Below are 26,134 nucleotides of genomic sequence, written 5' to 3'. Positions count from 1 at the left end.
CGTCATGAATGGCGCGCAACGGCCACGTAAAATGGCCGGCATATCCACGTCCAAAATTCGGCGAGCGCCAGAGCGAACCTCTGAGCGGACGTCCGAATCGGAGCACCGAGCACCATGAGCATCCTCGTCATCGAAGACGATCCGAAAACCGGCGACTACTTGAAGAAGGGTTTGCGTGAGAGCGGCTATGCGGTCGATCTCGCGCGCACCGGCACGGACGGCCTGCATATGGCGCTCGAAAATGCATACGACCTCGTGGTGCTGGACGTGATGCTGCCCGGCATCGACGGTTGGGAAATCATGCGTGCACTGCGGGCGCGGCGCGATCTGCCGGTGATTTTCCTGACCGCGCGCGACCACGTCAGCGACCGTATTCGCGGTCTCGAACTCGGTGCGGACGATTATCTCGTCAAGCCGTTTTCATTTACGGAGCTGGTGCTGCGTATCCGCACGCTGCTGCGCCGCGGCGTGATCCGCGAAAGCGACGTGTTCGAGATCGCCGACCTCAAGCTCGACGTGCTGCGCCGCAAGGTGACGCGCGAAGGCGTGGAGATTCCGCTCACCAACAAGGAATTCATGCTGTTGCATCTGCTGGTGCGTCGCCAGGGCGAAGCGCTGTCGCGCACGCAGATCGCCTCCGAAGTGTGGGACATGAACTTCGATAGCGATACCAACGTGGTCGACGTGGCCATCAAACGGTTGCGCGCCAAGGTCGACCATCCGTTCGAAAAGAAGCTGATCCATACGGTGCGCAGCATCGGCTACACCTTCGGCGACGGCTCATGAAATTCTGGACCGGGCGCTCGCTCACGGCTCGCACCACGGTGCTGTTCGCGTCGATCGCGTGCGTGGTGATCGGCACGCTCGGCGCGTATTTCTATCACTCCGCCGAAGTCTCGCTGCAACGCCGCGCCGACGTGGTGCTGACCGCCCGCGTCGAGCATTTCAGCCGCATCGTGCGCGATCTCTATTCGGTCAGCGAACTGAAGAGCCGGCCATTGCTGTTCGAGACCATGCTCGGCGCGGAACAGGACGTGCTGCTGTTTCGCCGTCCGGGCGAAGCGCCGTTCATCGACGTGAACCCGGCGGGCGTGGCCGTGCCCGCGCTGCAAGCCGGCGTGGAGGGCCGCGTGCCGACCTTTGCCGACATCCGCCAGACGCGCCTGCCCGATGACGTGCCGGTGCATTGGGCAATCGCAACCGCAAAGGCGCGCGAGGACGGTACCGAAGTCGAAGTGATCGCCGGCCATCCGATGACGGAGGAAGTTCGCATGCTGGCCGCGTACCGCAACCGCATCGTGCTGGCCACGCTGATTGGCATGCTGGCCGCGACGCTGCTCGCCTGGTACGTGCTGCGCCGCGCGTTGCGCCCGGTTCGCGAGATTGCCGCGCGGGCCGCGCAGATCAGCCCCACGAGCCTGTCGGTGCGGCTGGACAGCGAGGCGGCGCCGCTCGAATTGCGCCAGCTCACGCATGCGTTCAACGCCATGCTCGACCGTCTCGCCGATGGCTATCAACGGCTCTCGCAGTTTTCCGCCGATCTGGCGCACGAGATCCGCACGCCGGTCGGCGCGTTGATCGGGCAGACGCAAGTGACGCTCGCGCGCACCCGCGAGCCCGACGAGTATCAGCAGGTGCTCGAATCGAATCTCGAAGAACTGAGTCGCCTGAGCCATATCGCGGAGAACATTCTGTTTCTCGCGCATGCGGACCATGCGGCGCTCTCGGTGGAACGCGAGCCGGTCGATCTGCGTGAGGAACTCGTCAGGATCGCAGACTATTTCGAAGGTCCCGCCGACGAACGCGGCATGCGCTTCGTGGTCGAGGCCGCAGGCGTGGCATCGGTCAATCCGATGCTGTGCCGCCGTGCGATCAACAACCTGGTCGTCAATGCCGTGCGTTACGGCGCGAGCGATACGGTGGTGCGTCTGCGTGGCACGCAGGACGAGGAGGGCGCCACCGTGGTGGTCGAAAACGACGGCGCGCCGATTCCCGAGGAGCAACTTGGCCGTCTGTTCGATCGTTTCTATCGCGGGGACGCGGCGCGCAGCGCGTTCACCGAATCGAGCGGTCTGGGTCTCGCGATCGTCAAGGCGATCATGCATCTGCATGGCGGCACGGCGCGCGTGGTGTGTCCTGCGTCAGGCGTGGTGCGCTTCGAGTTGCGCTTTCCGGGCGCTTAAGATCTGGTCGGGGTGGCCGGGGTTTCCGGTTCGTGACAGCACACGCAGAGCTTGTTGCCGTCCGGATCGCGAAAGTACGCGCCGTAATAGTTCGCGTGATACTGCGGACGCAAACCCGGCGGCCCCTCGCACGTGCCGCCGTGGGCAAGCGCCGCGGCGTGCGCGCGATCGACCGTGACGCGGTCGGCGGCGAGCAGGGCGATCATCTGACCGTTGCCGGCCGACGCAGATTGGCCGTCGTAAGGCTTGCCGATCACGAACAGCGGGCGCGGCGCATCCGCCGCCATCCAGCCGGCCCAGCACGCGTCCGGATCGCGGAACTTGAGCCGCAGATCGAGCGTGCCCATCAGCGCACCGTAAAAGCCGCAAGCGCGCTCGAAATCGCCGATACCGATAAAAACGTGGGAAAGCATCGCTGTCGCTCCTCCTGAGTGCTGCCTGTGCCGGCCAGCGCCGTTCGTTCAAACCTTCTTCAGATACGCGGCCTTCAGCATGAAGTTGCCGGCGTCCGGTACGCGGGATGCTGCGCCATCGCAAACCGGCGGGTGCGGATACGGGCGCGAGCGGTGCGTCGCGACGCGACGTTACACGAGCGTCGGACTATACTTTTTCGATAGCCTTCCTTGGCGACCCCGCATGTCTCGTCGCGCTTTGCGAAACCTGGCAAAGCACACCATTGTTCGAATCTCACAGCAGGAGTTCTGTCATGGTCAAACTCGCACTGTACGTTCGTCTCGAAGCCAAGCCCGGCAAGGAAAAAGAAGTCGAAGCGTTTCTGCTTGGCGGCTTGCCGCTCGTCGAGGAGGAGCCGGGCACCGTCGCGTGGTTCGGTTTGAAGCTGGGGCCGTCCACCTTCGGTATCTTCGACGCCTTTCCGGATGAAGCCGGCCGCGACGCGCACCTGAACGGCAAGGTGGCGGCCGCGTTGATGGCGAAGGCCGGCGACCTGTTCGCCTCTCCGCCCACGATCGAAAAGGTCGATGTGCTGGCGGCCAAGTTGCCGGGCTGAGCGAACTACGGACGGCGGGGCGTGGCCGGTCGCGCCGTCGTCCGGTTCGCCGATGCCGCAACGCAAAAATTGCGCTGGCCGTGCCGACGCGACGCCGTGATCCGGCGTGGCCAAGGCAATGTTCAGCGGCCCGCCGGGTCGCCCGCCGGCTGGCTCGCGTAGGTCGCGCGCTTTTCCTCGTACATCAGCAGATCGGCGCGCTGCACGCCCGCTTCGAGCCGGTCGCCGCGCTGGCAGGTGGCCGCGCCCATCGAGAAACTGAGCGGCGAGCCCGGATAAAACTGATTGTTCAGCTCCACCAGTTGCCGGATCGCATCGACCATCGCGGCACCGCCGCGCTCGTCGGTGTCCGGCATCAGGATCGCGAACTCGTCGCCGCCGATGCGCGCCGCATGAAACGGCGTCTCGGTCGCTTTGGCGAGCACCTCGCCGGCACGCCGCAACAGCGCGTCGCCCGCCGCGTGGCCGAGCTGATCGTTCACGCGTTTCAAACCGTTCAGATCGGCCACGATGATCGTCACGGGCCACGGGCCCTTGCGTTCGAGCCGGTTCAGTTCGTCCACGTAGAACGAGCGGTTGCGCAGTTTGGTCAGCACGTCGTGCTTGCCGAGGAACTCAAGGTAGGCTTCGGCCTTCTTGCGCGCCGTGATGTCCGTGAGCGCCACCAGCACCAGATCCCAGCTCTTCTCATGCCCCGGCAGCACGGAAAACTGCAAGTGCACGTGCACCTCGCTGCCGTCGAGCGAATAGTTGAGCACTTCGCGCTGCTGGAACAGCTTGCCGTCCCACAGATCGACCAGCTGCTCGCGGAAATGCGGACGCATGTCGTCGCGGAACACGTCGGCGAGATGCGACAGCAGCGTTTTCTTGTCTTTCGCCGCGAACATGTCGAGCGTGTGCTGGTTCACGTCGAGCACGTGGATTTCCTGCATGCAGCGCTCGACGAACTCGGGATGCACGTCGGTGAACACGCGGAAATCGTTGATGCCGGCCGCACGCGCTTCGTCGAGCAGACGCTTGACCGCGCTGAAATCCTCCACCCAGAGCGACACCGGCGAATACTCGAACAGGCCGCGCACATACTGCTCGGCAAGCGTCACGCGATGCCGCGCGCCTTCCAGTTCCGTAATGTCCTCGACCGACACCAGCACGCGGTCCCAGCGCGCCTCGTGGCCGGGCAGCACGGCGCCCTTGAGCAGCACGTCGAGGCGTCGTCCGCCGAGCGTGTAGTTGACCGTCTGGCTGGTGAACTGCGATTGCCCGGCCCACAACTGGCATAACTCTTCCAGGTGCGTCTTGAGCATGTCGTCGCGGAACACCGAGGCGAGATTGCCGGTGAGCGCCTCGAAATCGGCGGCCTCGAATTGCGTCAGGGTCTTCTGATTGACCTTGATGACGCGGATGCTGTGCGCGCATTCCGCGACGCAGCCCGGATTCGCGGCGAAATGCGCGCGCAGATCGGTCACGCCGTCTGCCCGCCATGTATCGAACAAGGTGCGCACGCCGCTGAAGTCTTCGAGCCAGAGCGAGACGGGCGCGAGTTCGAACATCTCGGAATCGTCGTTGGCGGGCGCGGGGCCGCGCGGGAGGATATCCAGCATGAGGTTCTCAAAATCGGAAGTGCCGCTATTTTAAGACGGGTTGGGCGGTGGCTGAAAAGAAAGACCGGTTACGCATCATTTTTGCGTCAGGCTATCCAACGAGATAACGGCGGGGTTCCGCTGGACTTGAGACACGCCGGGGCGCAGCCGGCGGGGCATCCAGCCCTTGAGCCGGCTTGCCGGCAAGCCTTCCGGACGCTTGTTACACTGGCCTGAAAATTGTCCGTCTATCCACGTCGCCAGGAAAAAGCGCCGCCATGAAGCCATCCCTACTGGTTCTGATCCACCTCAACGATGCAAGCCGCGCGAAGATCGAGGCCGCGTTCGACGTCGTCTATGCGCCCGACGCCGCCGGGCGAGCCGCCGCGCTCGACGCGCACGGCAAGACGATTCGCGCCGTGCTGACCAACGGCACGACCGGGCTCGCCGCCGCGGACATCGACCGCATGCCGCAACTCGAACTGGTCAGCGCGATGGGCGCGGGCTATGAAAACCTCGCCGTCGACCACGCCCGCTCGCGCGAAATCGTGCTCGTCAACGGCGCGGGCACCAACGATCATTGCGTGGCCGATCATGCGTTCGCCTTGCTGCTCGCGGTGGTGCGCGACGTGCCGCAACTCGATCAGGCCACGCGCGAGGGCGTCTGGCGCGACACCTTGCCGATGCGCCCGAATGTCTCCGGCAAGCGCCTCGGCATTGTCGGGCTCGGCAATATCGGCGAGAAGGTCGCGCGGCGCGGCACGGGCTTCGAGATGGAAATCGGCTATCACAACCGTAAGCCGCGCGAAGGCTCGCCGCATCAGTACTTCGACAGCGTGGAAAGGCTCGCGCGCTGGAGCGACTTTTTGATCGTCGCAACGCCGGGCGGTGCGGGTACGCGTCATCTGATCGGCGCGGCGGTGTTCGAGGCGCTCGGTTCTCACGGCTTCGTGGTCAACGTCTCGCGCGGCAGCGTGCTCGACACGGCGGCACTCGCGCAGGCGCTCACAACAGGGACGATTGCCGGCGCGGCGCTCGACGTCTACGAGAGCGAGCCCAATCCGCCCGAAGCCTTGCTGACACTGCGCAACGTCGTGTTGACGCCTCACGTGGGCGGCCGCTCACCGGAAGCGATCACGGCCTCGGTCGACAACTTCTTGAGCAACGCCAGCCGGCATTTTGCGGGAGAAGCGGTATTGACGCCGATCTGACGTCCACAACCAGCGCGCTCCGCGACTACTTTTCTTCGTTGCTGCCCGGCCGGTTGCCGATGTACTCGTACTCTTCGGTGTTGAGCCGCGAAACACGCAACTCGACCACGGCACGATGATACGAGTAGGCGATACGCCGGATCTCCAGCAAGGGCGCCCCGGCCTCGACGCCTAACTCGGCGCTTTCCAGTTCGCTCGCCAGACCCACGCTGACGCGTTCATCGGTTTCGACCACGTTGATGCCGAAACCATCCTGATAGAAGTTGTACAGCGTGTTCGGCCGGTTGCGCAGTTTCGTTTCGGTGAGACCCGGAAAGTGCGCCTCCGGCACGGTGATATGTTCGATGAGCACCGTTTTGCCATGCAGCGCCAGGCCGTTGACAAACTGGAACACGCGCGCGCCGTTTTCAACGCCGAGCACGGCCGCCACTTCGCGCGAGGCCCGGGCCTTTTTGAAATGGATCAGCGTGACGACGGGATAGGCCTTGTCGCCGTCGCGCCGCACGATCCGGAAGAAACGAAAAAAATGCCGGTCGCGCTGATGCATGGACACAAACGTGCCGAGTCCCTGGTGACGGATCAGGATGTTCTCGGCGCACAGTTCGTCGATCGCCTTGCGCAGCGTGCCGATTGATACGCCGAAGCGCTCGGCGAGCCGCTTCTCCGAAGGAATGCATTCGCCGCCTTTCCATTCGCCTGCCGAGAGCGCGGCGAGTATCGCGCTCTTGACCTCTTTGTAGCGCGTGCCGCCCAGCGCGGGCGGATTAATGGCGAGCGTGCTCATGAAGACCTCTGAAATGCGCGAGCCGTGCGATGCCGCTCGCGAGTTAAACCCGCCCCGATTTTAAACGACAAACTCATCTAGTCCATCCAGATGACCTGAATTCTGCGGCTCTACTGGAAAACACTCATGTAACACATATAGATGACCTAGTTGACATCCATCGATGCGCCGCCTAATATCCATTCCACAGCAGCGCATCTGGCTGCGCTTTCCCAGCGGCACGACACCGCATTCAATTCACGAATGGAGACGCTAATGAGCAATCCCACGGCAGACATCAAGGGCACCGCGGCAGCGGGCGCGTCGCCCGAACGCAAGACGATTCACATCGTGTTGCACGAGGCGAAAGACACGGTCGGTGTGGCGGTCGTCGAGGGCATCAAGGCGGGAACGCAACTCAATGCGTGGATCATGGACGACGACGAGATCGTGACCTTCCCGGCCAAACAGGACATTCCGATCGGTCACAAGGTGGCGCTCAAGGACATGGCGGTGGGTGACACGGTGTTCAAGTACGGCGTCGATATCGGCAAGGTGGTCGCGCCGATCAGCGCCGGCGAACACGCCCACGTGCACAACATCAAGACGAAGCGCTGGTAAGTCGCGCTGGTCGACTACCCGCACTGCCGCAATCGAATCGCCCCACATCTGAACGATCTGAACGAGAGATACACCATGAGCGTGATTGACCTGGATACGACTTTCCGCGGCTATCGTCGCGACAATGGCCGCGTTGGCGTACGCAACCACGTGATCATCCTGCCGGTCGACGATCTGTCGAACGCCGCGGCGCAAGCCGTCGAGAACAACATCAAGGGCACCATGGCGCTGCCGCACCCGTATGGGCGGCTACAGTTCGGCGCCGACCTTGATCTGCACTTTCGCACGCTGATCGGCGCGGGCAGCAATCCGAACGTCGCGGCGGTGATCGTGATCGGCATCGAGGAAGGCTGGACCAAGCGCGTGGTGGACGGCATTGCGAAAACCGGCAAGCCGGTGATGGGCTTCGGCATCGAACTGCACGGCGATCACGACACCATCATGCGCGCCTCGAAAGCGGCCAAGGAAATGGTGCAGTACGCTACGTCGCTCGATCGCGAGGAATGTCCGATCTCGGATCTGTGGGTCTCCACCAAATGCGGCGAGTCGGATACGACCTCGGGCTGCGGCGCCAATCCGACCGTCGGCAATGCTTTCGACAAGCTGTACGGACTCGGCACCACGCTCGTGTTCGGCGAGACGTCGGAATTGACCGGCGGCGAGCAGATCGTGGCCGCGCGCTGCGCCAACGACGGCGTGCGCGAGCGTTTCCAGTTCATGTTCGACCGCTATCAGGACATGATCAACCGCTGGAAAACGGACGACCTTTCCGAGTCGCAACCGACCAAGGGCAATATCGCCGGCGGCCTGACGACCATCGAGGAAAAGGCGCTCGGCAACATCCAGAAGATCGGCAAGAAGTGCATGGTGGACGGCGTGCTCGACAAAGCCGAGGAACCGACGCATGCCGGTCTGTGGTTCATGGATTCGTCGTCGGCGGCGGCCGAGATGGTGACGTTGTGCGCGGCGTCCGGCTTCGCGGTGCACTTCTTCCCGACGGGGCAGGGCAACGTGATCGGCAATCCGATCGTGCCGGTCATCAAGATCTGTGCGAACCCGCGTACGGTGCGCACCATGGGCGAGCATATCGACGTCGACGTGACCGGCATCCTGCAGCGCGAACAGAACCTTGATCAGAGCGGCGACAAATTGCTCGAATGCATGATGGCCACGATCAACGGCCGCTTTACCGCGGCGGAAGCGCTCGGTCATCGCGAGTTCGTGCTGACGCGGCTGTTCGAAAGCGCCTGAGTCTGGCGGCCAGGCAAAGCGTGGCCGGAGCGGTTGCCGCGCTTGCCGCGTTTGCCTGGTAGTATCGCAGTGGACCCCCAACCCCGGCGCGCGCCGGCACGGAGAACGGCCACGCCGCCGCCCGTTGCCGGCAAGCCATGCCGCTAACGGCGCCGGTTTCGACATCTGGCGGCAGCGAGTGGAGGAGACACCATCTTGCGCGTGCTCAAACATCTCTACGTGCAGGTCCTGATCGGGCTTGCGGCCGGAATTCTCGTCGGTTACTTCGCGCCTGCGTTCGGCGTCGAAATGAAACCGCTCGGCGATACCTTCATCCGTCTCATCAAGATGCTGATCACGCTGGTGATCTTCTGCACCGTGTCGGTCGGCATCGCGCGGATGGAAAGCCTGAAGCAGGTCGGCCGCGTCGGCTTCAAAACATTGCTTTACTTCGAGGTGGTGACCACCATCGCGCTCGTGATCGGGCTGGTCGTGGCGAACGTGCTGCATCCCGGCGCGGGGCTGAACATCGATCCGGCCACGCTCGACGCGCACGCCATGACGCACTACGTGGCGGACGCGCATTCGGCGTCGTCGAGCTTCTTCGATCTGCTCGTGCCGAATTCGGTCGTCGGCGCATTTGCACGCGGCGATCTATTGCAAGTGCTGCTGTTCTCGGTGCTGTTCGGCATCGCGCTGTCGATCATGTCGCAGCGCAGCCGCTTGCTCATGCGCGGCATCGAACAGTTCGGCGACACGCTCATGCGCATCGTCGAGATGATCATGCGGCTCGCGCCGCTCGGCGCATTCGGCGCGATCGCCTTCACGGTCGGCAAATACGGTATCGGCACCTTGCAGCAGCTCGGTCTGCTGATTCTTTGTTTCTACATCACCAGCATCCTGTTCGTCGTCGTCGTGCTCGGTGCGGCGGCGCGCTGGGCGGGCGTCGGACTCTGGCCGCTCTTGCGCTACTTCCGCGAGGAACTGCTGATCGTGCTGGGCACGTCCACCACGGAATCCGTGCTGCCGCGCCTGATGGAGAAGCTCGAACGCATGGGCTGCCCGCGGGCGATCGTCGGGCTCGTGCTGCCCACGGGCTATTCGTTCAACCTCGACGGCGCCGCGATTTATCTGACGATGACCTCGCTCTTCATCGCGCAGGCCACCAACACGCATCTCTCGCTGATGCAGCAACTGGGTCTATTGGCGATTCTGATGCTGACGTCGAAGGGTGGCGCGGGCGTGGCGGGCGCGGCGCTGGTTGCGTTGACGGCGACGCTGTCCACGCACAACATCATTCCCGTGGCGGGCATCACGCTGATTCTCGGCGTCGATCGCGTGCTGAACGAAATCCGCGCGCTGACCAATATGATCGGCAACGTGGTGGCGACGCTGGTGGTCGCGCGCTGGGAAGGTGCTTTCGATGCGCGGGCGGCAAGGGAATTCCTCGCGGCTCCGCGCGAAGTGCGGGATCAGGTGCAGCCGCAGGCTCAGCCGAAACCGCAGGCTCAGCCGTCGTCGACTCAACCTGGTCTCGAGGAAAGACACCCGGCTGCCGGCACGACGCTGCTGGAAAAGGGCGGTTAAGTAGGACAATCACAACAACGATCCGGAAGAGGATCGGCACGGACGATGCCGCAATCGACACATTGCGGCATTGCTTTGCGAGCGCTTCGATCCCACACTCGTCGCCCGGCGCGTAGCGGCGCTACCGGCTGAACGGTTCGCCGCGGTGCCCGACCAATTTCAACACCACACCTTGAGGAATACCTGATGGCCCGACTGTCCCCCGACGCGCTCACCACGCTTGCCGTCGATTCTCTGCGCCGCGCGGGCGCGTTGCCGGCCACGGCCGAATCCACGGCACGCGCGCTGGTCTATGCCGATCTGCGCGGTTTGTCGTCGCACGGCGTATCGCGTCTGCCGATGTATTGCGCGCAGTTGCGCAACGGCCGCGTCGACCCCGCCGCGCAAGCGACGATCGTGGCGGATCGCGGCGCGGCGGTGCTCATCGACGGCGCGGACGGTTTGGCCTATCCCGCGTGCGACCTTGCGGTCGCCACGCTGGCCGAGCGCACGAAGCAATTCGGCAGCGCGGTCGCGGGCGTGAAGCGCAGCCACCATTTCGGGGTGGGCGCCGCCCATCTGGCCGCGCTCGGCGCGGCGGGCATGGTCGCGCTTGCGTTCAGCAATTCACCGGCGGCGATGCCCGCGTGGGGCGGCCGGCGCGCCCTGTTCGGGACCAACCCGATCGCCGCCGTGTTCCCGCGCCGCAAGGGCGAGCCGCTCGTGATCGACCTCGCGCTGTCGCAGATCGCGCGCGGCAAGATCGCGCTGGCCGCGCGCGACGGCAAGCCGATTCCCGAAGGCTGGGCGACCACCCGCGACGGCCAGCCGACCACCGACGCCCGCGCTGCCCTCGACGGCATGATGCTGCCGTTCGGCGGTGCCAAAGGCGCGATGCTGGCACTGGTCGTCGAACTGCTGGCGGCGGCCCTGACGGGCGCGAACTTCGGCTACGAAGCCGGCTCCTTTCTGACCGAAGAGGGGGAGCGCTCGCGCATCGGCCATCTGTTCTGGGCGATCGATCCAGGCGCGCTCGCCGGCGACGAAACCTATCTGTTGCGCGTGGAGACGCTGATCGACATGATGCTCATGGACGACGACGTGCGCTTGCCCGGCGATCGAAGGGAGCATCTCGCGGACACAGCGCGAAAAGACGGCGTGGAGATTCCAGACGCTTTGATCGCACAACTCGAAGGCCGCGCTTAGCCGACGTCCAGCAAGGCGCCACCTCACCACGCCCCCGCGCCAGTTGTCCGGCGAGGCGCAGCGTGTCGGAAAGCGCGTGCGGCGTGGCCGAACCGTCGCCGACTCGCCATTGAAAGCCAAACATAAACTATCGGCGTGGCGGATAGTTTCTCTCGAAAATGGCGATTTCCCTTGTGAGGCCACGGCGCATAGGATGGGCGGTATTGCATCACCACCGCTTCGGCACCGCTGGAGCAGCGACGGAGATCCCGCATGGAACATCACGCTCGCACGCAGGACGAACGGCTCGACATCAAGACGACCACCTGCTACATGTGCGCCTGCCGTTGCGGCATTCGGGTGCATCTGCGCGAAGGCGAGGTGCGCTATATCGACGGCAATCCGGAGCATCCGCTCAACCAGGGCGTGATTTGCGCGAAGGGCGCCTCCGGCATCATGAAGCAGTACTCGCCCGCGCGCCTCACTCAACCGTTGATGCGCAAGCCGGGCGCGGAGCGCGGCAGCGCGCAGTTCGAGCCGGTGTCGTGGGAGCACGCTTTCGACGTGCTCGAAAAGCGCCTCGGCGAGATTCGCGCCACCGATCCGAAAAAATTCGCACTCTTCACCGGCCGCGACCAGATGCAGGCGCTGACCGGACTGTTCGCCAAACAGTTCGGTACGCCTAATTATGCGGCGCATGGTGGCTTCTGCTCGTCCAACATGGCGGCCGGCATGATCTATACGATCGGCGGCTCGTTCTGGGAATTCGGCGGGCCGGACCTCGACAGCGCCAAGCTCTTCTTCATGATCGGCACGGCGGAAGATCATCATTCGAATCCGCTCAAGATCGCTCTTTCGAAGTTCAAGCGCGCGGGCGGCCGGTTCATCGCGATCAATCCGATCCGCACCGGTTACGCGGCGATCGCCGACGAATGGGTGCCGATCAAACCCGGCACCGATGGCGCGCTGTTCATGGCGTTTCTGCACGAACTGATTGCCGCCGACGCGTGGGATCACGAGTTCGTGCGCCGCTACACCAACGCGGCGGAACTCGTCGATCTCGACGAAGCCAGCGAAAACTTCGGCCTGTTCGTGCGCGACCCCGAGCGGCCGGCCGGCAATCCGCTATTTCCGCAGAATCATCTCTGGTGGGACGCCGACGCCGCGCGTGCCGTGCCGCATCACACGGCCGGCGTCAATCCCGCGCTCAATGGCCGCTATACGCTTGAGGACGGCACGCCCGTTACGCCGTCGTTCGCCTTGCTACGCGAACGCGTGGCCGATTGCACGCCCGAATGGGCCGCAGGCATCACCGGCATTTCCGCCGACACGATTCGCCGCCTCGCCGGTGAAATGATCCAGACGAGCCGCGCTCATCGCATCACCTTGCCGATCCGTTGGACCGACGCGTGGGGTGAGACGCACGAAACGGTCACCGGCAACCCAGTCGCCTTCCACGCCATGCGCGGCCTCGCGGCGCACTCCAACGGCTTCCAGTCGATCCGCGCGCTGGCCGTGCTGATGTCGCTGCTCGGCACGATCGACACGCCTGGTGGCTTTCGTCACAAGTCGCCGTTTCCGCGCGCCGTGCCGCCGTCGGCAAAACCGCCGAACAGTCCCGACGCCGTCAAGCCGAACACGCCGCTTGCCACCGGTCCGCTCGGCTGGCCCGCCGCGCCCGAGGACCTGTTCATCGACGAACAGGGCGGGCCGGTGCGGATCGACAAGGCCTTCTCGTGGGAATATCCGCTGGCCGTGCATGGCCTGATGCACAGCGTGATTACCAACGCGTGGCGCGGCGATCCGTATCCGATCGACACGCTGATGATTTTCATGGCCAACATGGCATGGAATTCGTCGATGAACACGATGAAAGTGCGGGAGATGCTGGTCGACAAGCACGCCAGCGGCGAGTACAAGATTCCGTTTCTGGTGGTGTGCGACGCGTTCCAGTCGGAGATGACGGCGTTCGCCGATCTGATCCTGCCCGACACGACCTATCTGGAACGGCACGACGCGATGTCGATGCTCGACCGTCCGATCTCCGAATTCGACGGCCCGGTGGATTCGGTGCGCGTGCCGGTCGTGCCGCCTACCGGCGAATGCAAGCCGTTCCAGGAAGTGCTGATCGAGCTTGCGTCGCGTCTGAAGTTTCCTGCTTTCACGACCGCCGAGGGCGCACGGCGTTATCGCGACTACCCCGACTTCGTCGTCAATTTTACGACTTCACCGGATTCCGGCGTGGGCTTTCTGATCGGCTGGCGCGGCAAGGATGGCGACAAGGCGCTGGTGGGCGAACCGAATCCGAAGCAGTGGGAGCAGTACGCGAAGAACAATTGCGTGTTCCATTACCCGCTGCCCGAGACGCTGCAATATATGCGCAACTGCAACGGGCCGTATCTCGAGTGGGCGGTCAAGCACGGTTTCCGCAAGTTTCGCGAGCCGATCCTGATCCAGCTTTATTCCGACGTGATGCAGAAGTTCAGGCTCGCCGCGCAGGGTCGCAGGAGCGGCAGGCAGCCGCCGGATTACTTGCGCGCGCGTGTGGAGAAGTACTTCGATCCGCTGCCGTTCTGGTATGCGCCGCTCGAAAGCGCGGCGACCGACCTCGACAAGTTTCCGCTCGCCGCGGTGACTCAGCGGCCGATGGCGATGTACCACTCGTGGGACTCGCAGAACGCATGGCTGCGACAGATTCATGGCGAGAACTACCTCTACATGAATCCATTGATGGCGGCCGAAAACGGTATCGCCGACGGCGGCTGGATCTACGCCGAATCGCAATGGGGCCGCGTGCGTTGCATGGCGCGTTTCAGCGAGACCGTCGAGCCGGGCACGGTGTGGACGTGGAACGCGATCGGCAAGGCGTCGGGTGCATGGAGCCTCGGGCCGGGCGCGAACGAATCGCAACGTGGTTTCCTGCTCAATCACCTCATCACCGACGAGTTGCCCAACCGCGCCGACGACGTAGCACGACGCATGTCGAACTCCGATCCGGTGACGGGCCAGGCTGCGTGGTACGACGTGCGCGTACGCATCTATCCGGCAGAGGCGGACGCGCGGCACACGCTGCCGCAATTCGCGGCGATGCCCGCGGTGCCGGGCGAGAACGGCGTGATCTCACGGATCGTGCAGACCTACTTCGCGGGACGAGGGGAGTTCGCGGCGCGGCTGCGCGGCGCGACGGGGCGCAAATAGCATCGAGACAGCCGCAAGGAGCCTGTGATGACACAGATGGCATTGGTGATCGATCTGAACGTGTGCGTGGGGTGCCACGCTTGCGTGACGAGTTGCAAGGAGTGGAACACGTCGGGCGAATCGGGCAGTCTCGCCGACCTGAATCCCTACGACGCGAATCCGTCCGGCACCTTCTTCAACCGGGTGCAGAGCTTTGAAGCCGGCAGTTTTCCCAACGCCGAGACGATTCATTTTCCGAAGTCGTGTCTGCACTGCGAGGACCCGCCGTGCGTGCCGGTCTGTCCGACCGGTGCGAGCTATAAGCGCAAGGAAGACGGGCTCGTGCTGGTGGACTTCGACCGCTGTATCGGCTGCAAGTATTGTGCGTGGGCGTGCCCATACGGCGCGCGCGAGCTCGACGAAGCGCGCAAGGAGATGACCAAGTGCACGCTGTGCGTCGATCGGATCCACGATGAGAATCTGTCCGAGCGCGACCGTCAGCCGGCCTGTGTGCTCGCTTGCCCGACCTCGGCGCGGCTGTTCGGCGATATTCATGACCCGGAGTCGGTGGTGTCGAAAGCGATCGAGGAGCGCGGCGGCTATCAGTTGATGCCCGAGTGGAACACGCGGCCGGCGAATCACTATTTGCCGCGCGTGCCCACCGAGGCCGCGGGTTGCGGCAGCGGTTCGTGCTCGTGCAAATCGGCCGGCTCGATGCAGGAACCGGAAGCGCTCGATGCGCAGTTCGAGCGCGGCGACTTGCATCTTGCGTCGATGGCGACGCGCATCTAACGACTGATAGGACCTCACGATGAATCCCGCATTCTCCGTGGTTTTTCTAACCACTTTGAGCGGCGCGGCCCAAGGCCTGCTGATCGCGCTCGTCGGCGTGGAAACTGCCGCGCATCTGGGCCTGCTCGCGTCGCCCGCCGTTGCGTTCTATATCGCCGGCGCGGGTGTGTCGGTGGTGTTGGGCGGGCTCGGACTGATCGCGTCGTTTTTCCATCTCGGTCATCCCGAACGCGCATGGCGCGCGATTGCCATGTGGCGGACGTCGTGGTTGTCGCGCGAGTGTCTGTGCCTGCCGGCGTTTCTCGCCTGCGCGTTTTTCTACGGTGTCGCGCATGGGTTCGGCTCGCCGTGGTCGCTCGCGATCGGCTGGCTCGGCGTGCTGGCGAGCGCCGTGCTGTTCGTCTGCACGGCGATGATCTATGCGTGTCTGCGCTTTCTGCAGGAGTGGGCCACGCCGCTCACGCTGGTCAACTTCGCGCTGCTCGGCTGCGCGTCAGGCTTCACGCTGGCGACGGCCTTGAGCGCGTGGTTCGCGCCCGAGTGGACCGTTGGACTCGCTGTCTGCGCATGTGTGCTGACGCTCGCCGGCTTGGCGAGCCGCTCGGCGTCGCTCATGCGCAATGCGCGCTTGCGGCCGAAGTCGACAGTGCAGAGCGCCACGGGCATTCGCAATCCGAAGCTGGTGCAGGTGTCGCGCGGCTTTACCGCCGGTGCGTTCAATCTGCGCGAGTTCTTTCACGGTAAATCGGCGGGAACGCTGCGCAATGTCAAATGGGGCTTTCTCGCGACAGCGTTCGTTGCGCCGGTCGTGTTGATGGCGCTAGGGGCGAGCCTGCATTCGATCGGCGTTTCGCTCGGCTTGCTGGCCGCGGCGTGCCTCGTGCAATACGCGGGTCTGGTGGCGGAGCGCTGGTTTTTCTTTGCCGAGGCGAAGCATCCGCAGAATCTTTATTACGCGAGAGTGGGCTGAGGCGTGAACTCGCGCGGCTTTGCGGTCGTGCCGCGTACGATCAGCTCGATTGGCAGTCGCATTTGCGGATGCGAGACGGTCGACGACCGCGCGTGCGAGACGCTCGGGGTCTCAATCAGGTAGAGGCAAAGAACGCGGCCGCCAGAATTGGCGGCCGTGGAGTGTGTCAGTCGAGAGCGCCACTCGAGAACGCTACCCGCATGCGCCCACCTCGCCACACGCGGTGCAGAAATCGCACCCGTCCTTGCGAATCACCGCATTCGCCCCGCACGACCCGCACTTGCGCCCGAGCATCGTATGCAGGCCGTGCGCTCCGCCGGGCTGCGTCAACGCGAGCGCGTCGGCGTCAGTCTCAACGGGATGCGGACGAATGCCGAAATCCGCCGGTAACGCCGTCTCGGCCCGCATCTGGCCGCGCGGCAAACGCGCCAGCATGCGCGAAGGCACCTGATTGCCTTCGGCATCGAGAAAGCCGCGCCGATGCAGAATCTGCTGGATCGCGAAGGCGAGGGCGGCCACTTCCGAATCGTGCCAACGCGGCGCGCGGTGCCCGTCAAGACGCAGCACGTCGCCGAGCCGCACCTGGCCGCGATCCCACGAAACCTTGCGCATGTCCTGCAGATTGCGCGCGACAAAACCGCCGCGCGCCGCCAGCGACAGCGAACGCATCGTTGCCGTGATCCATTGCTGCGATTCGTCGCGCTGACCGGTCGGAATGAAGAACTCGATAGGCCGCTCGATGGTGACGTCTTCACCGCCCAGCCGCCCCGTGACTTCGATGAACGACACTGCCACGTAAAGCGACTTCTTACCCGCCTGCGTCAGATATTCGACCTTCTCGATAATCGCGGGCAACTCGCCTTTGGGCCGATGATCGATTGCGATACGCAACGGATCGAGATCGCTCTCGGTCAACGTGTCGTCGGCTTGCGGCGGGCTCACGCTGAGCACCGCGCCGAGCGTTTCGTTGGGCCGATAGGTGGCGAGACCCTTGAGGCCGTTTTTCCACGCATCGAAGTAAAGGCTTTCGAACGCTTCGAACGGATAGTCGGCGGGCACGTTCACCGTCTTCGAGATCGACGTGTCCACGTACGGCTGCACGGCCGCCATCATGTCGAGATGGTCGCGTGCCGACATCTCAAGCGCGCTGACGAAATAGTCCGGCAGCTTATTCGTGTCGCCGCCAAGCTCGCGATAAAGCCGATACGCGTAGTCTTCGACGTCGAAGGATTCGCGGCCGCCGTCGGCCATCACCTTCATGCGCGTGTAGGTCCACGAGAAGGCCGGCTCGATGCCGTTCGACGCGTTGTCCGCGAAGGCGAGGCTCACCGTGCCGGTCGGCGCGATGGAGAGCAGATGGCTGTTGCGAATGCCGTCACGCTGGATCGCCTGCTTGATGTCCTCCGGCAGACGCGAGGCGAACGTGCCGGCTTCCAGATAGCGCGCGGCGTCGAAAAGCGGAAACGCGCCGCGCTCGCGCGCCAGTTCCACGGAGGCGCGATACGCCTCGTCGCGCATCAGTTGCGCGATGCGCACAGCGAAGTCGCGGCCTTCCTGCGAGTTGTAGCGCAAGCCGAGCATGACGAGCGTGTCGCCGAGGCCGGTGAAGCCCACGCCGATGCGCCGCTTGGCGCGCGATTCGTCGTATTGCTGTGGGAGCGGCCACAGCGTGACGTCGAGCACGTTGTCGAGAAATCGCACCTGCGTGCGCGTGCGTCTGGCGAGGCCGTCCCAATCGAACGAAGGCTTGCGGCCTTTCATTTGCGCGAACGGATCAATCACGAAACGCGTGAGGTTCAGCGGCCCGAGGTTGCAGCAGCCATACGCCGGCAGCGGTTGTTCGCCGCACGGATTGGTGGCGCGGATGGTTTCGACGGCGCGCAGATTGTTGTCCTCGTTCATGCGCGAGATGAACACGATGCCGGGTTCCGCGACGTCGTAAGTGGAGCGCATGATGCGATCCCAGATCGCGCGCGCGGGACGCTCGCTATAGACCCACAGGCCGTCTTCGCGTTGCCGCACGTCGTCGGCCGCGCGCTGGGCCGGTGAGGGCTCGGCGCGATGCACGAGTTGCCACGGCTGATCTTCTTCGACGGCGCGCATGAATTCATCGGTCACGCCGACCGAGACGTTGAAGTTGTTCCAGCGGCCTTTGGAATGCTTGGCCTCGATGAACTCCAGCAGGTCGGGGTGATTGCAATCGAGCACAGCCATCTGCGCGCCGCGCCGCGAACCGGCACTTTCGACGGTGCGGCACGACGCGTCGAAGACGTCCATATAACTGCACGGGCCGGACGCCGACGAACTGGTGGTGTGAACGCGCGCGCCCTTGGGACGGATCGCGGAGAAGTTATAGCCGACCCCGCCGCCGCGGCGCATGGTTTCCGCTGCTTGCAGCAAGGCGACGTAAATGCCGGGCAGACCTTGTTCGTCGACACCCTGAATCGCGTCGCCCACGGGCTGCACGAAGCAATTGATCAGCGTGGCCGCAATGCCGGTGCCCGCCGCGCTCATGATGCGGCCGGCGCCGAGCGCGCCGTGCCGCAGGTTGTCGACGAACAGCGCCTCGACCGATTCACGCAGCGCTTGCGGTTCGGCCTCGGCGACGCCGCGCGCGACACGCTTGAACACGTCGTCAGCCGATTGCTCGTCGCCTTTCGCGTACTTCTCGAGCAGGACGTCCAAGGAGAATTGTTGCGGCGCGACGAGTGGAGCGGGAGGCGCGGGAGGCGCTATTGGCGTGCGGGTTTCCGGCGTGTCTTCGGCCATGGTATGCCCTCAATCGGCGCCGCAAGGGGCGCGGCGCGGTGGGTGGAATGCGGGTCACGATAGCGCCGTGCGTGGAGCCGGCAGGGTGACTTGACGCAACGACGTCCACCTTAACGCACGTGGCGAGGGGCCGCAATCAGAGGGTGTTTTACCCACGGCGCGAGGCGGGTCACGCGATGCGCGTGCCGCTATGTGGGTTGGTCCGCCGGGCAGATCGGGCGCGTCACGCGCGTTGGCCAGAACGTGCGCGCGACGCCGGCAGGGAGATTGAGGCTCAGGCCTCGACGCACTCCAGCAGTTCAGCGCAGATCATGGCGGAAGCATTCAAAGGCGCCGGCCGCTCGGCCGGTTTGAACACCGCGTCGCCGCGGCGAATCTTGCGGCGCGATACCGCGCAGGTTCCCGAGGTATGTGCCGACCGGCGCCGCCACCGCTGCTCGCCGTAATGACATTTTCCCGGCTCGACCCAGCGAATCACGAGCGTCGTGTCCGAGCGCTCGAGAATCTCGATGCGGACGCCATTGGTACCGTCAAGGGGGATGGACTCTAAGGTCATCGTCGTCGGCTCCGTATTGTGTGGTGTGCCGAATGTAGTCCCGCGCGCGCCGGATAGCCATTGTGCCGCGGTTGAAACACTGTTCTTCAAACAGCAACAATGAAACTTGACATTCGCGCTGTCCCGAAAAGACGGGCCTTCGCGGGCCATTGTTATGCTGAATTTACGATAGGGCGGATTTTTGCAACGCAGTGTTGTACGCAGTGAGACAAGCGCGCCACCCGCAAAGGGCGCCGGTGCTTCCTTTAAGATGTGGTTATTGATGAGCAACCGGGCAGCGCCAGTGTAGCGGTTTTGCATTTTCCCGGTCGGCTCGCGCGCACATACCGAAGGAAGTCCCTTGGGGGCGCCTTCACAAAACCATACGAGCTCACATGAATTCACGCCCGCCTGTGGCACCGCCTGAACCGCCAGACGCGTCGGACTGCCTGAAGAAGCAGAAAGCGGCCTCGCTCGTGCTGTACATCGGCCTGGTGTTGCTGGCGTTGTGGGTCGCGCGCGACTTCATTGCGGTGGTGGCATGGGCCGCCGTGCTTGCGATTGCGCTATGGCCGCTGTTGCGCAGGGTCGAGGGCAACCGCTGGTTCACCGGCCGCACGACGCTGATCGCGGTCGTGTTGACGCTGGCGATCGCGTTGCTGGTCGTGTTGCCGGTGGGCATCGGCATTGCCCAGGCGCTACGCGAAGCGCACGACATGAGCGAGTGGTTCAAAGACGCGCAGGAAAACGGCATTCCGTTGCCGGATTTCATCCAGCATCTGCCGCTCGGCGCGCAACAGGCTTCCACGTGGTGGCAGGCCAACCTTGCTCAGCCGCTGCGCGGCTCGGCGGCCATGAAAGGACTGCACAGCACCACGGTGATGACGCTCGGCCGGCACTTCGGCGCGCGCGCGGTGCATGCCGTGGCGGTGTTCGGTTTCATGCTGATCACGCTGTTCGTGATTTTTCAGGCGGGGCCGCGCTTGTCGGGCTCGCTGCTCAAAGGCATGCGGCGCGGCTTCGGCGAAGACGGCGCGCAGCTTCTGCTACGGATGGCCACGGCGGTGCGCGGCACGGTGTCGGGACTGGTCGTGGTCGGACTCTGCGAGGGCGCGTTGATGGGCGTCGCCTATTTCGTGACGGGCTTGCCGCATGTCGCGCTGCTCGCGCTCGTCACCGCGATCGCCGCGATGCTGCCGTTCTGCGCGCCGATCACCTTTGGTCTCGCGGCCTTGTGGCTGGTCTCGCAAGGCTCGGTGGCGGCGGGCATCGGCCTCGCCGTGTTCGGCTCCGTCGTGGTGTTCATCGCCGAGCACTTCGTGCGGCCGGTGCTGATCGGCAACTCGACGCGTTTGCCGTTCCTGCTCGTGCTGTTCGGCATTCTCGGCGGCGCGGAAACGTTCGGCCTGCTCGGCATCTTCATCGGTCCCGCGCTGATGACCGTGCTGATGGTGTTGTGGACCGACCTCGTGCAATAGTTGCACGGGTTTTTCAGGCCGACTTCAGGCGGTACTGCTGAACCGTTCAGGGCCGCTGATCAGGGCCGCTGATTCGAAGGATGCTCCAGCGGCGGCGGCTGCTGCGGTGGCGACTTCACGCAGCCGACCGTGTATTTGAGCGCGGCGGGCAGCAGCGCGCTCCAGACGTCCCACGTGTGACCGCCGTCGATAATGCGCAGCGCCGCCGGATTGCCCGCCAGCCGCAGGTGCGTATAGAGCGATGACGCATCGGCCTGGATCGCGAGGTCGTCGTCGCCGGCGGCGATGAACATCGGCAGACGGTACGGCCGGCTCATGTAGCGGTCCCACTGCGCCGGATAGTTGAGCTCGCGCCAGATACGCGCGTCGAATTCGCGCTCGCCGAACACGCCGACGCGGCGCGCCGCCGACGCGCGCGGCGGCTCATTCGGATAGATCGCGGGGCTCAGCAGCAGCGCACCGCAAAAGCGCTCGGGTTGCGTCATCGCATAGCGCAGCGCGCCGAAGCCGCCCATCGAGACGCCGCCGATCATCCGTGCGGCGCGTTGCGTCGAGACCGCATAGCGCGCTTCGATCTCGGGCAGCAGATCGTCGAAGAACGCGGTCTCCATCTTTTCCTTGCGATCGACGTACCAGTCCGTGCCGCCTTGCGGCATCACGATCACGACAGGCGGCATGTCCTTATGCTCGATCAGCGCATCGGCCGCGCTTTGCAGGTGGCCTTGCGTGATCCAGTCGTTGGCGTCGCCGTTGTTGCCGTGCAGGAGATACAGCACGGGCAGGCGGCCGGCGTCATGACGATAGCCGGTCGGCAGATAGATCGTGTAGGCCCAGTCGCGGCCGAGCGCGTCGGAATGGAAGCTGCGGCTGATCACGGTGCTGGCGAGCACCGGCGCGCTGGTCGAGGCTGCGCAGAGCGCAACAAAGGCGAAACGTAGGAATAGACGCATGTCAGAGTAGGAGGCCGCCGCGCAGGTCGCGCGCGGCCGTCATGCTATCAGGATCGGCAGAACATTTTGACCACTATTGAGTTCAGCGGACGGCGGCATGGAACGTGACCGAGTGGCAGAGAAATAGCCCGTGGTCGCCAGGCGGTGAGCCCACGCTTTTACGTATGCACGCCGCTCAGGGCGACGTCCGCAGCCGCCCGCTATACAACCGGCCGGCCAGACGCTTGAGCGGCTCGATGCCCAGCGCCACCGCGAACAGCGCGCCGATCGCGATCGCATCCGCGAGCAGTCCGAGCGGATAGTTCAGATAGCCGTCCGTCGCCGCGTACAGCACGGAATCGACCACGAGCGAGATCACCGCGCCGGCGATAAAGCACAGCAACCCCTTGCGTCCGATCACGCCGACCCACGGCACCCATTGCGCGAGCTTCCTAGCCCAGCCGAGCTGAATCAGATTCGCGACGAGCCACGCGATGGCGAGGAAATTGACCGCCCGCAGGTAGGAAAGATTTTGCTTGAGACTGCCATCGAGCGGCTCGTGCTCGATAAACAGCTTGTAGTAAGCGGCCGCCGCAACCACGGCGAACGCCAGCAGACTGACGAGCCAACTCAGACGGTGCGCGCTCACGCGCTGATAGACCGGCTGGCAACGCGCCAGCACGCCGAGTACGAACAGCAATTGCCACGCGAACGGATTGAAATCCCAGTGCATGTCCGGCGCGGCGGGCAGGTAGGCGTCGATGGCCGGCGCGCCGGCCCACAACGCGACGCTGCCGGCCAGCAGCAGCCACGGCTTGCTGCGCGCGAGCGGCAGGATCATCGGCACCAGCAGCGCGAAGAACGCGTACATGGGCAGCACCGAGGCCAGATACGGCTGGCGGCGGAACAGCAGGATGTCGCCGAGCGCCGCGAGCGGGGTGTCCATCAGATCGTCGAGATCGGTGGTGGCGAGATTCGGCCCGTCGATGCTGAACGCGCTGAGCACGGCGCTGACCAGCAGCATCAGCGCGGCAGTGACGAGGAACGCGCGATAGATTTCCAGCGAGCGCCGCAGGAAGCGGCTGCGCGCGATCGTCTCGTTGCGCCGTTCGGCCAGCGCGGCGTAGGCCGTGGCGGTCGCAAAGCCGCCGAGGAACACGAACACCTCGGCGGCATCGCATAGCGCGTAGGCGTGCAGCGTGACGCGCGACAGAATGCTGCCGCCGATGTGATCGACCACGATGATCAGAAGGACCAACCCTCGAAAAAAATCAAGTTCGATCAGGCGGGATTGCGACTTTTGCATTGTGTGGCGCCAAAAGCAAACCCCGTGCGACGGCGCGCTGGTTCAGCGCGGCAGGCGTCTCACAAGGCTTTTAGAAATTGGATTGGGATGCTGCGGCGGATACGCGACCGCGTCGCCGCTTTCCAACCGGCCGGACGTGGCACGGTTGCAGGAGGCAGTAAAAGTGACCCGCGTGGCGGCGCGGAGTTCCGCTGCGCCGCCGCAAGAAGCTTGCGATTATATTTCTTTTCGTGACAAATCGGCGTGAGGCAGGGCAAGTCGGCGCGCGTGATGCGCGGCCGGTATCAAGTCCGCGTGGCGTTGCGCCGTTTACCTGAATGAGCGCCGCGACAAAAGGGCTCACCGCACCAAGTGGAGATTTCGCAACGTTTTAAGATATCGACACGACACCCAATGGACGGCGAGCCAACGGCGTGTGAGGATTTCCGTAAAGCGCGTCAGGGTCGGTGCAGCACCTTGTGAGGCGCAAAGAACAAAGCGGCCGGATCGAGTTGTCCCATTGCTCGAGTGCAGGGAGATCGTCATGAACAAGCAAGTGTTCGCGCTAGCTGTCTCCGCCGCCATGTTTGCCGCTTTTGCCGCGCCCGCCTCGGCGCAGACGAGCGTCACGCTGTACGGCGTGCTCGACGAAGGCATCAACTACACCAACAATGTCGGCCGCGGCCATGTCTATGAGCTGGCGAGCGGCTATGCGCAAGGCAGCCGCTGGGGGCTGAAGGGCGCCGAGGAACTGGGCGGCGGCCTGAAAGCGATCTTCCAGCTGGAAAACGGTTTCGACGTGAGTTCCGGGCGGCTCAACCAGGGTGGCCGGATGTTCGGCCGCCAGGCCTTAGTCGGCTTGAGCGCGGAGCGCTACGGCACATTGACGTTCGGCCGCCAGTACGATTCGGTGGTTGACTATCTGGCCCAGACCACAGCCAACGGCAACTGGGCCGGCTCGCTCTTCTCGCACCCGTACGACAACGACAATACGGACAACTCGTTCCGGCTCGACAACTCGGTCAAGTACACGAGTCCGTCGCTGTCCGGCTTCCAGTTCGGCGGCGTCTATAGCTTTAGCAACGACACCAACTTCGCCAACAATCGCGCGTACAGTTTCGGCGGGCAGTATTCCTATGGCGGTCTGCTGGTGGCCGCGGCGTATCTGCAGGCCGACAATCCCGGCAATGGCGCGAACGGTGCGATCACGGCGAACGACGCCAGCTTCATCGCCGCCCGCATGCGCGTGTTCGGCGGCGGCATCACGTATACGTTCGGTCCGGCGACGGCTGGCTTCGTCTATACCAACTCGAATTATCTGGACCCGATCGGCAACGGTTATCTCGGCGTGACGCCGCTCGTGCCGCCGGGCGTATTGCTGAACTCGCTGAAGTATCAGAACTTCGAGGTGAACGGCAAGTATCAGATTTCGCCGATGCTGTTCGTCGGCGCGCAATACGTGTACACGATGGAAACCTACGACGCCTCGACCGGCGGCGTGAAGCCGAAAATTCATTCGTTCGGCCTGATGGCGGATTACAACCTGTCCAAACGCACCGACGTCTACATTCAGGGCGAGTATCAGCAGGTGACCGGCGACTCGACCTATTCGATTCTGGACGATGCCTTCAACGTCGGCACGCAGTCGCCGTCATCGACCTCGAAGCAGGTCGTGGTGCGCGCGGCGATCCGGCATAAGTTCTGAGTTCGCTTCACGCTATCTAGCCGTGCCGCGCGGCCGTTTGTTTTTGGGCGCCGCCGCGGCGGGCGTTCGCTTGCCGATCAACTCCGCCACCCAGTCGACGAAAATCCGCACGCGCGGCGCCAGATGCCGGCCATGGGGAAACACCACCGACACCGGCAGCGGCGGCGCTTTCCAGTCCTTCAGCACTTCGACGAGTTCACCGCTCTCGAACAGCGGCGCGTCCGCGCTGCCGACCGGCCCCTGAATCATGCCGAGTCCGGCGAGGCAACAGCCGATATAGGCATGCGCGCTGTTGACGGAGACGGCGCTGCGCATCGCCACCGTCTTCAGTTCGCCTTGCTCCTGGTATTCCCAGTCGAGATCGCGCCCGCTGCGGCTCGAGAAAAAGCCGACGGCGACATGGCTGTCCAGATCGGCGGGCGTACGCGGCAGGCCATGTTTCTCGATGTAGCCGCGCGACGCGCAATTGACCTGCTCGAACTCGCCGATGCGCCGCGCGACCAGCGTCGCGTCGCCCATGCTGCCGACCCGCACCGCGCAATCCACGCCGTCCTCGATCAGATCGATCATGCGATCGGTCGCGCTTAGCACGACGCGAATGTCCGGATAACGCGCGAAGAAGTCCGGCAGCGCGGGGATCACCACGTGCAGCGCCAGCCGCTCCGGCAAGTCGACGCGGATCACGCCGCGCGGGCCGGCGGCGACATCGGCGAATAGCGCTTCGGCGTCGTCGATATCGGCCAGCACCTGGACGCAACGCTCGTGATAAGCGGCGCCTTCGGGCGTGAGCGCGACGCGCCGCGTGGTGCGCTGAAGCAGCCGCACACGCAGATGGCTTTCGAGGTATTGGATCGCGTTACTCACGGTGGGGCGCGGCAGTTGCATCTGCTCGGCGGCTTTGGTGAAGCTGCCGAGTTGCGCGACGCGCGCGAAGACTTTCATGGCCTGCAAGTGATCCATCGACAATGCTCTCCGTCTGGGTTCGGTCGGGCTGGGTTAGGTGGCTTTCCATTGTCCCGATTGTTAACCGTTTTCGACCAATCTGATCGAACGCCGCGCCTTTATCGCTACACTGGCCAGGCGCAGAATGCCGTTCAGGCGTGGCGAACGCGGCTGCAAACACGGCTGCAAACGCGGCTGCAAACG

The 26,134-nt window shown here is 64.3% G+C and carries 21 protein-coding genes; 13 read left to right on the top strand and 8 right to left on the bottom strand.

Annotation, left to right across the window (positions count from 1 at the left end):
* The first annotated feature begins 114 nt into the window (after nucleotides 1-114).
* Both HF916_RS21320 and HF916_RS21315 read left to right on the top strand, forming a co-directional pair.
* On the top strand, nucleotides 115-786 hold the full coding sequence (locus tag HF916_RS21320) for a heavy metal response regulator transcription factor (RefSeq protein WP_168790805.1): 672 nt from the start codon (nucleotides 115-117) through the stop codon (nucleotides 784-786).
* Nucleotides 783-2,183, top strand: coding sequence for a heavy metal sensor histidine kinase (locus tag HF916_RS21315; protein ID WP_168790804.1), 1,401 nt, complete (start codon nucleotides 783-785; stop codon nucleotides 2,181-2,183). The genes HF916_RS21320 and HF916_RS21315 overlap by 4 nt, the downstream gene beginning before the upstream one ends.
* On the opposite strand, the gene HF916_RS21310 is transcribed toward HF916_RS21315, so the two are convergent.
* Nucleotides 2,180-2,596: a VOC family protein gene (locus HF916_RS21310; RefSeq protein ID WP_168790803.1), complete on the bottom strand. Its 417-nt coding sequence runs from the start codon at nucleotides 2,594-2,596 to the stop codon at nucleotides 2,180-2,182. The two genes, HF916_RS21315 and HF916_RS21310, sit on opposite strands and share 4 nt — an antisense overlap.
* Nucleotides 2,597-2,889: 293 nt before the next feature.
* Here HF916_RS21310 and HF916_RS21305 point away from each other — a divergent pair, with 293 nt between their 5' ends.
* The gene (locus HF916_RS21305; RefSeq protein ID WP_168790802.1) at nucleotides 2,890-3,192 is read left to right on the top strand and encodes a putative quinol monooxygenase; all 303 of its coding nucleotides are present in this window, start codon (nucleotides 2,890-2,892) and stop codon (nucleotides 3,190-3,192) included.
* Between the two features lie 122 nt (nucleotides 3,193-3,314).
* On the opposite strand, the gene HF916_RS21300 is transcribed toward HF916_RS21305, so the two are convergent.
* A complete protein-coding gene (locus tag HF916_RS21300) occupies nucleotides 3,315-4,793 on the bottom strand; it encodes a sensor domain-containing diguanylate cyclase (RefSeq protein ID WP_168790801.1) in 1,479 nt (492 codons plus the stop codon).
* Nucleotides 4,794-5,050: 257 nt separating this feature from the next.
* Here HF916_RS21300 and HF916_RS21295 point away from each other — a divergent pair, with 257 nt between their 5' ends.
* Entirely contained in the window at nucleotides 5,051-5,983 is a 933-nt protein-coding gene (locus HF916_RS21295) for a 2-hydroxyacid dehydrogenase (protein ID WP_168790800.1), read from the top strand.
* Nucleotides 5,984-6,008: 25 nt separating this feature from the next.
* Here the strand turns inward: HF916_RS21295 and HF916_RS21290 are convergent, their stop codons facing one another.
* Nucleotides 6,009-6,767, bottom strand: a complete 759-nt coding sequence (locus tag HF916_RS21290; RefSeq protein ID WP_168790799.1) for a GntR family transcriptional regulator — start codon at nucleotides 6,765-6,767, stop codon at nucleotides 6,009-6,011.
* Nucleotides 6,768-7,022: 255 nt separating this feature from the next.
* Between HF916_RS21290 and HF916_RS21285 the strand changes: the two genes are divergently transcribed.
* From HF916_RS21285 to HF916_RS21255, 7 genes are all read left to right on the top strand, one after another.
* A complete protein-coding gene (locus tag HF916_RS21285) occupies nucleotides 7,023-7,367 on the top strand; it encodes a UxaA family hydrolase (protein WP_240975458.1) in 345 nt (114 codons plus the stop codon).
* A 75-nt stretch (nucleotides 7,368-7,442) separates the two neighbouring features.
* Entirely contained in the window at nucleotides 7,443-8,618 is a 1,176-nt protein-coding gene (locus tag HF916_RS21280; protein ID WP_168790798.1) for a UxaA family hydrolase, read from the top strand.
* Nucleotides 8,619-8,813: 195 nt separating this feature from the next.
* Nucleotides 8,814-10,184, top strand: a complete 1,371-nt coding sequence (gene dctA, locus HF916_RS21275) for a C4-dicarboxylate transporter DctA (protein ID WP_206001834.1) — start codon at nucleotides 8,814-8,816, stop codon at nucleotides 10,182-10,184.
* A 186-nt stretch (nucleotides 10,185-10,370) separates the two neighbouring features.
* The gene (locus HF916_RS21270) at nucleotides 10,371-11,369 is read left to right on the top strand and encodes an Ldh family oxidoreductase (RefSeq protein ID WP_168790797.1); all 999 of its coding nucleotides are present in this window, start codon (nucleotides 10,371-10,373) and stop codon (nucleotides 11,367-11,369) included.
* A gap of 252 nt (nucleotides 11,370-11,621) precedes the next feature.
* Nucleotides 11,622-14,546, top strand: coding sequence for a molybdopterin-dependent oxidoreductase (locus HF916_RS21265; protein ID WP_168790796.1), 2,925 nt, complete (start codon nucleotides 11,622-11,624; stop codon nucleotides 14,544-14,546).
* A 27-nt stretch (nucleotides 14,547-14,573) separates the two neighbouring features.
* Nucleotides 14,574-15,317: a 4Fe-4S dicluster domain-containing protein gene (locus tag HF916_RS21260; protein WP_168790795.1), complete on the top strand. Its 744-nt coding sequence runs from the start codon at nucleotides 14,574-14,576 to the stop codon at nucleotides 15,315-15,317.
* A gap of 19 nt (nucleotides 15,318-15,336) precedes the next feature.
* On the top strand, nucleotides 15,337-16,287 hold the full coding sequence (locus HF916_RS21255; protein WP_168790794.1) for a dimethyl sulfoxide reductase anchor subunit family protein: 951 nt from the start codon (nucleotides 15,337-15,339) through the stop codon (nucleotides 16,285-16,287).
* Between the two features lie 192 nt (nucleotides 16,288-16,479).
* Here HF916_RS21255 and HF916_RS21250 read toward each other — a convergent pair whose 3' ends face one another.
* Both HF916_RS21250 and HF916_RS21245 read right to left on the bottom strand, forming a co-directional pair.
* A complete protein-coding gene (locus HF916_RS21250) occupies nucleotides 16,480-19,056 on the bottom strand; it encodes an adenosylcobalamin-dependent ribonucleoside-diphosphate reductase (protein WP_168790793.1) in 2,577 nt (858 codons plus the stop codon).
* Nucleotides 19,057-19,330: 274 nt separating this feature from the next.
* The gene (locus HF916_RS21245) at nucleotides 19,331-19,612 is read right to left on the bottom strand and encodes a DUF3331 domain-containing protein (RefSeq protein ID WP_106311561.1); all 282 of its coding nucleotides are present in this window, start codon (nucleotides 19,610-19,612) and stop codon (nucleotides 19,331-19,333) included.
* Nucleotides 19,613-19,986: 374 nt separating this feature from the next.
* On the opposite strand from HF916_RS21245, the gene HF916_RS21240 reads away from it, so the two are divergent.
* Nucleotides 19,987-21,069 (top strand): AI-2E family transporter, encoded by a 1,083-nt coding sequence (locus HF916_RS21240; RefSeq protein ID WP_168790792.1) that lies wholly within the window; start codon nucleotides 19,987-19,989, stop codon nucleotides 21,067-21,069.
* A gap of 59 nt (nucleotides 21,070-21,128) precedes the next feature.
* Here the strand turns inward: HF916_RS21240 and HF916_RS21235 are convergent, their stop codons facing one another.
* Both HF916_RS21235 and HF916_RS21230 read right to left on the bottom strand, forming a co-directional pair.
* Nucleotides 21,129-22,019 (bottom strand): alpha/beta hydrolase, encoded by an 891-nt coding sequence (locus HF916_RS21235; RefSeq protein ID WP_168790791.1) that lies wholly within the window; start codon nucleotides 22,017-22,019, stop codon nucleotides 21,129-21,131.
* A gap of 175 nt (nucleotides 22,020-22,194) precedes the next feature.
* Nucleotides 22,195-23,304 (bottom strand): OpgC domain-containing protein, encoded by a 1,110-nt coding sequence (locus HF916_RS21230; RefSeq protein WP_168790790.1) that lies wholly within the window; start codon nucleotides 23,302-23,304, stop codon nucleotides 22,195-22,197.
* A 523-nt stretch (nucleotides 23,305-23,827) separates the two neighbouring features.
* Between HF916_RS21230 and HF916_RS21225 the strand changes: the two genes are divergently transcribed.
* Entirely contained in the window at nucleotides 23,828-24,988 is a 1,161-nt protein-coding gene (locus HF916_RS21225) for a porin (protein WP_168790789.1), read from the top strand.
* A gap of 12 nt (nucleotides 24,989-25,000) precedes the next feature.
* Here HF916_RS21225 and HF916_RS21220 read toward each other — a convergent pair whose 3' ends face one another.
* Complete coding sequence (locus HF916_RS21220; RefSeq protein ID WP_168790788.1) at nucleotides 25,001-25,948, bottom strand: LysR family transcriptional regulator; 948 nt, start codon at nucleotides 25,946-25,948, stop codon at nucleotides 25,001-25,003.
* Nucleotides 25,949-26,134: the final 186 nt, after the last annotated feature.

This window comes from Paraburkholderia aromaticivorans (assembly GCF_012689525.1).
GTDB lineage: Bacteria > Pseudomonadota > Gammaproteobacteria > Burkholderiales > Burkholderiaceae > Paraburkholderia > Paraburkholderia aromaticivorans_A.
Note: the sequence above shows the minus strand (reverse complement) of the source record. Positions and strands in the feature narration are given on the sequence as shown.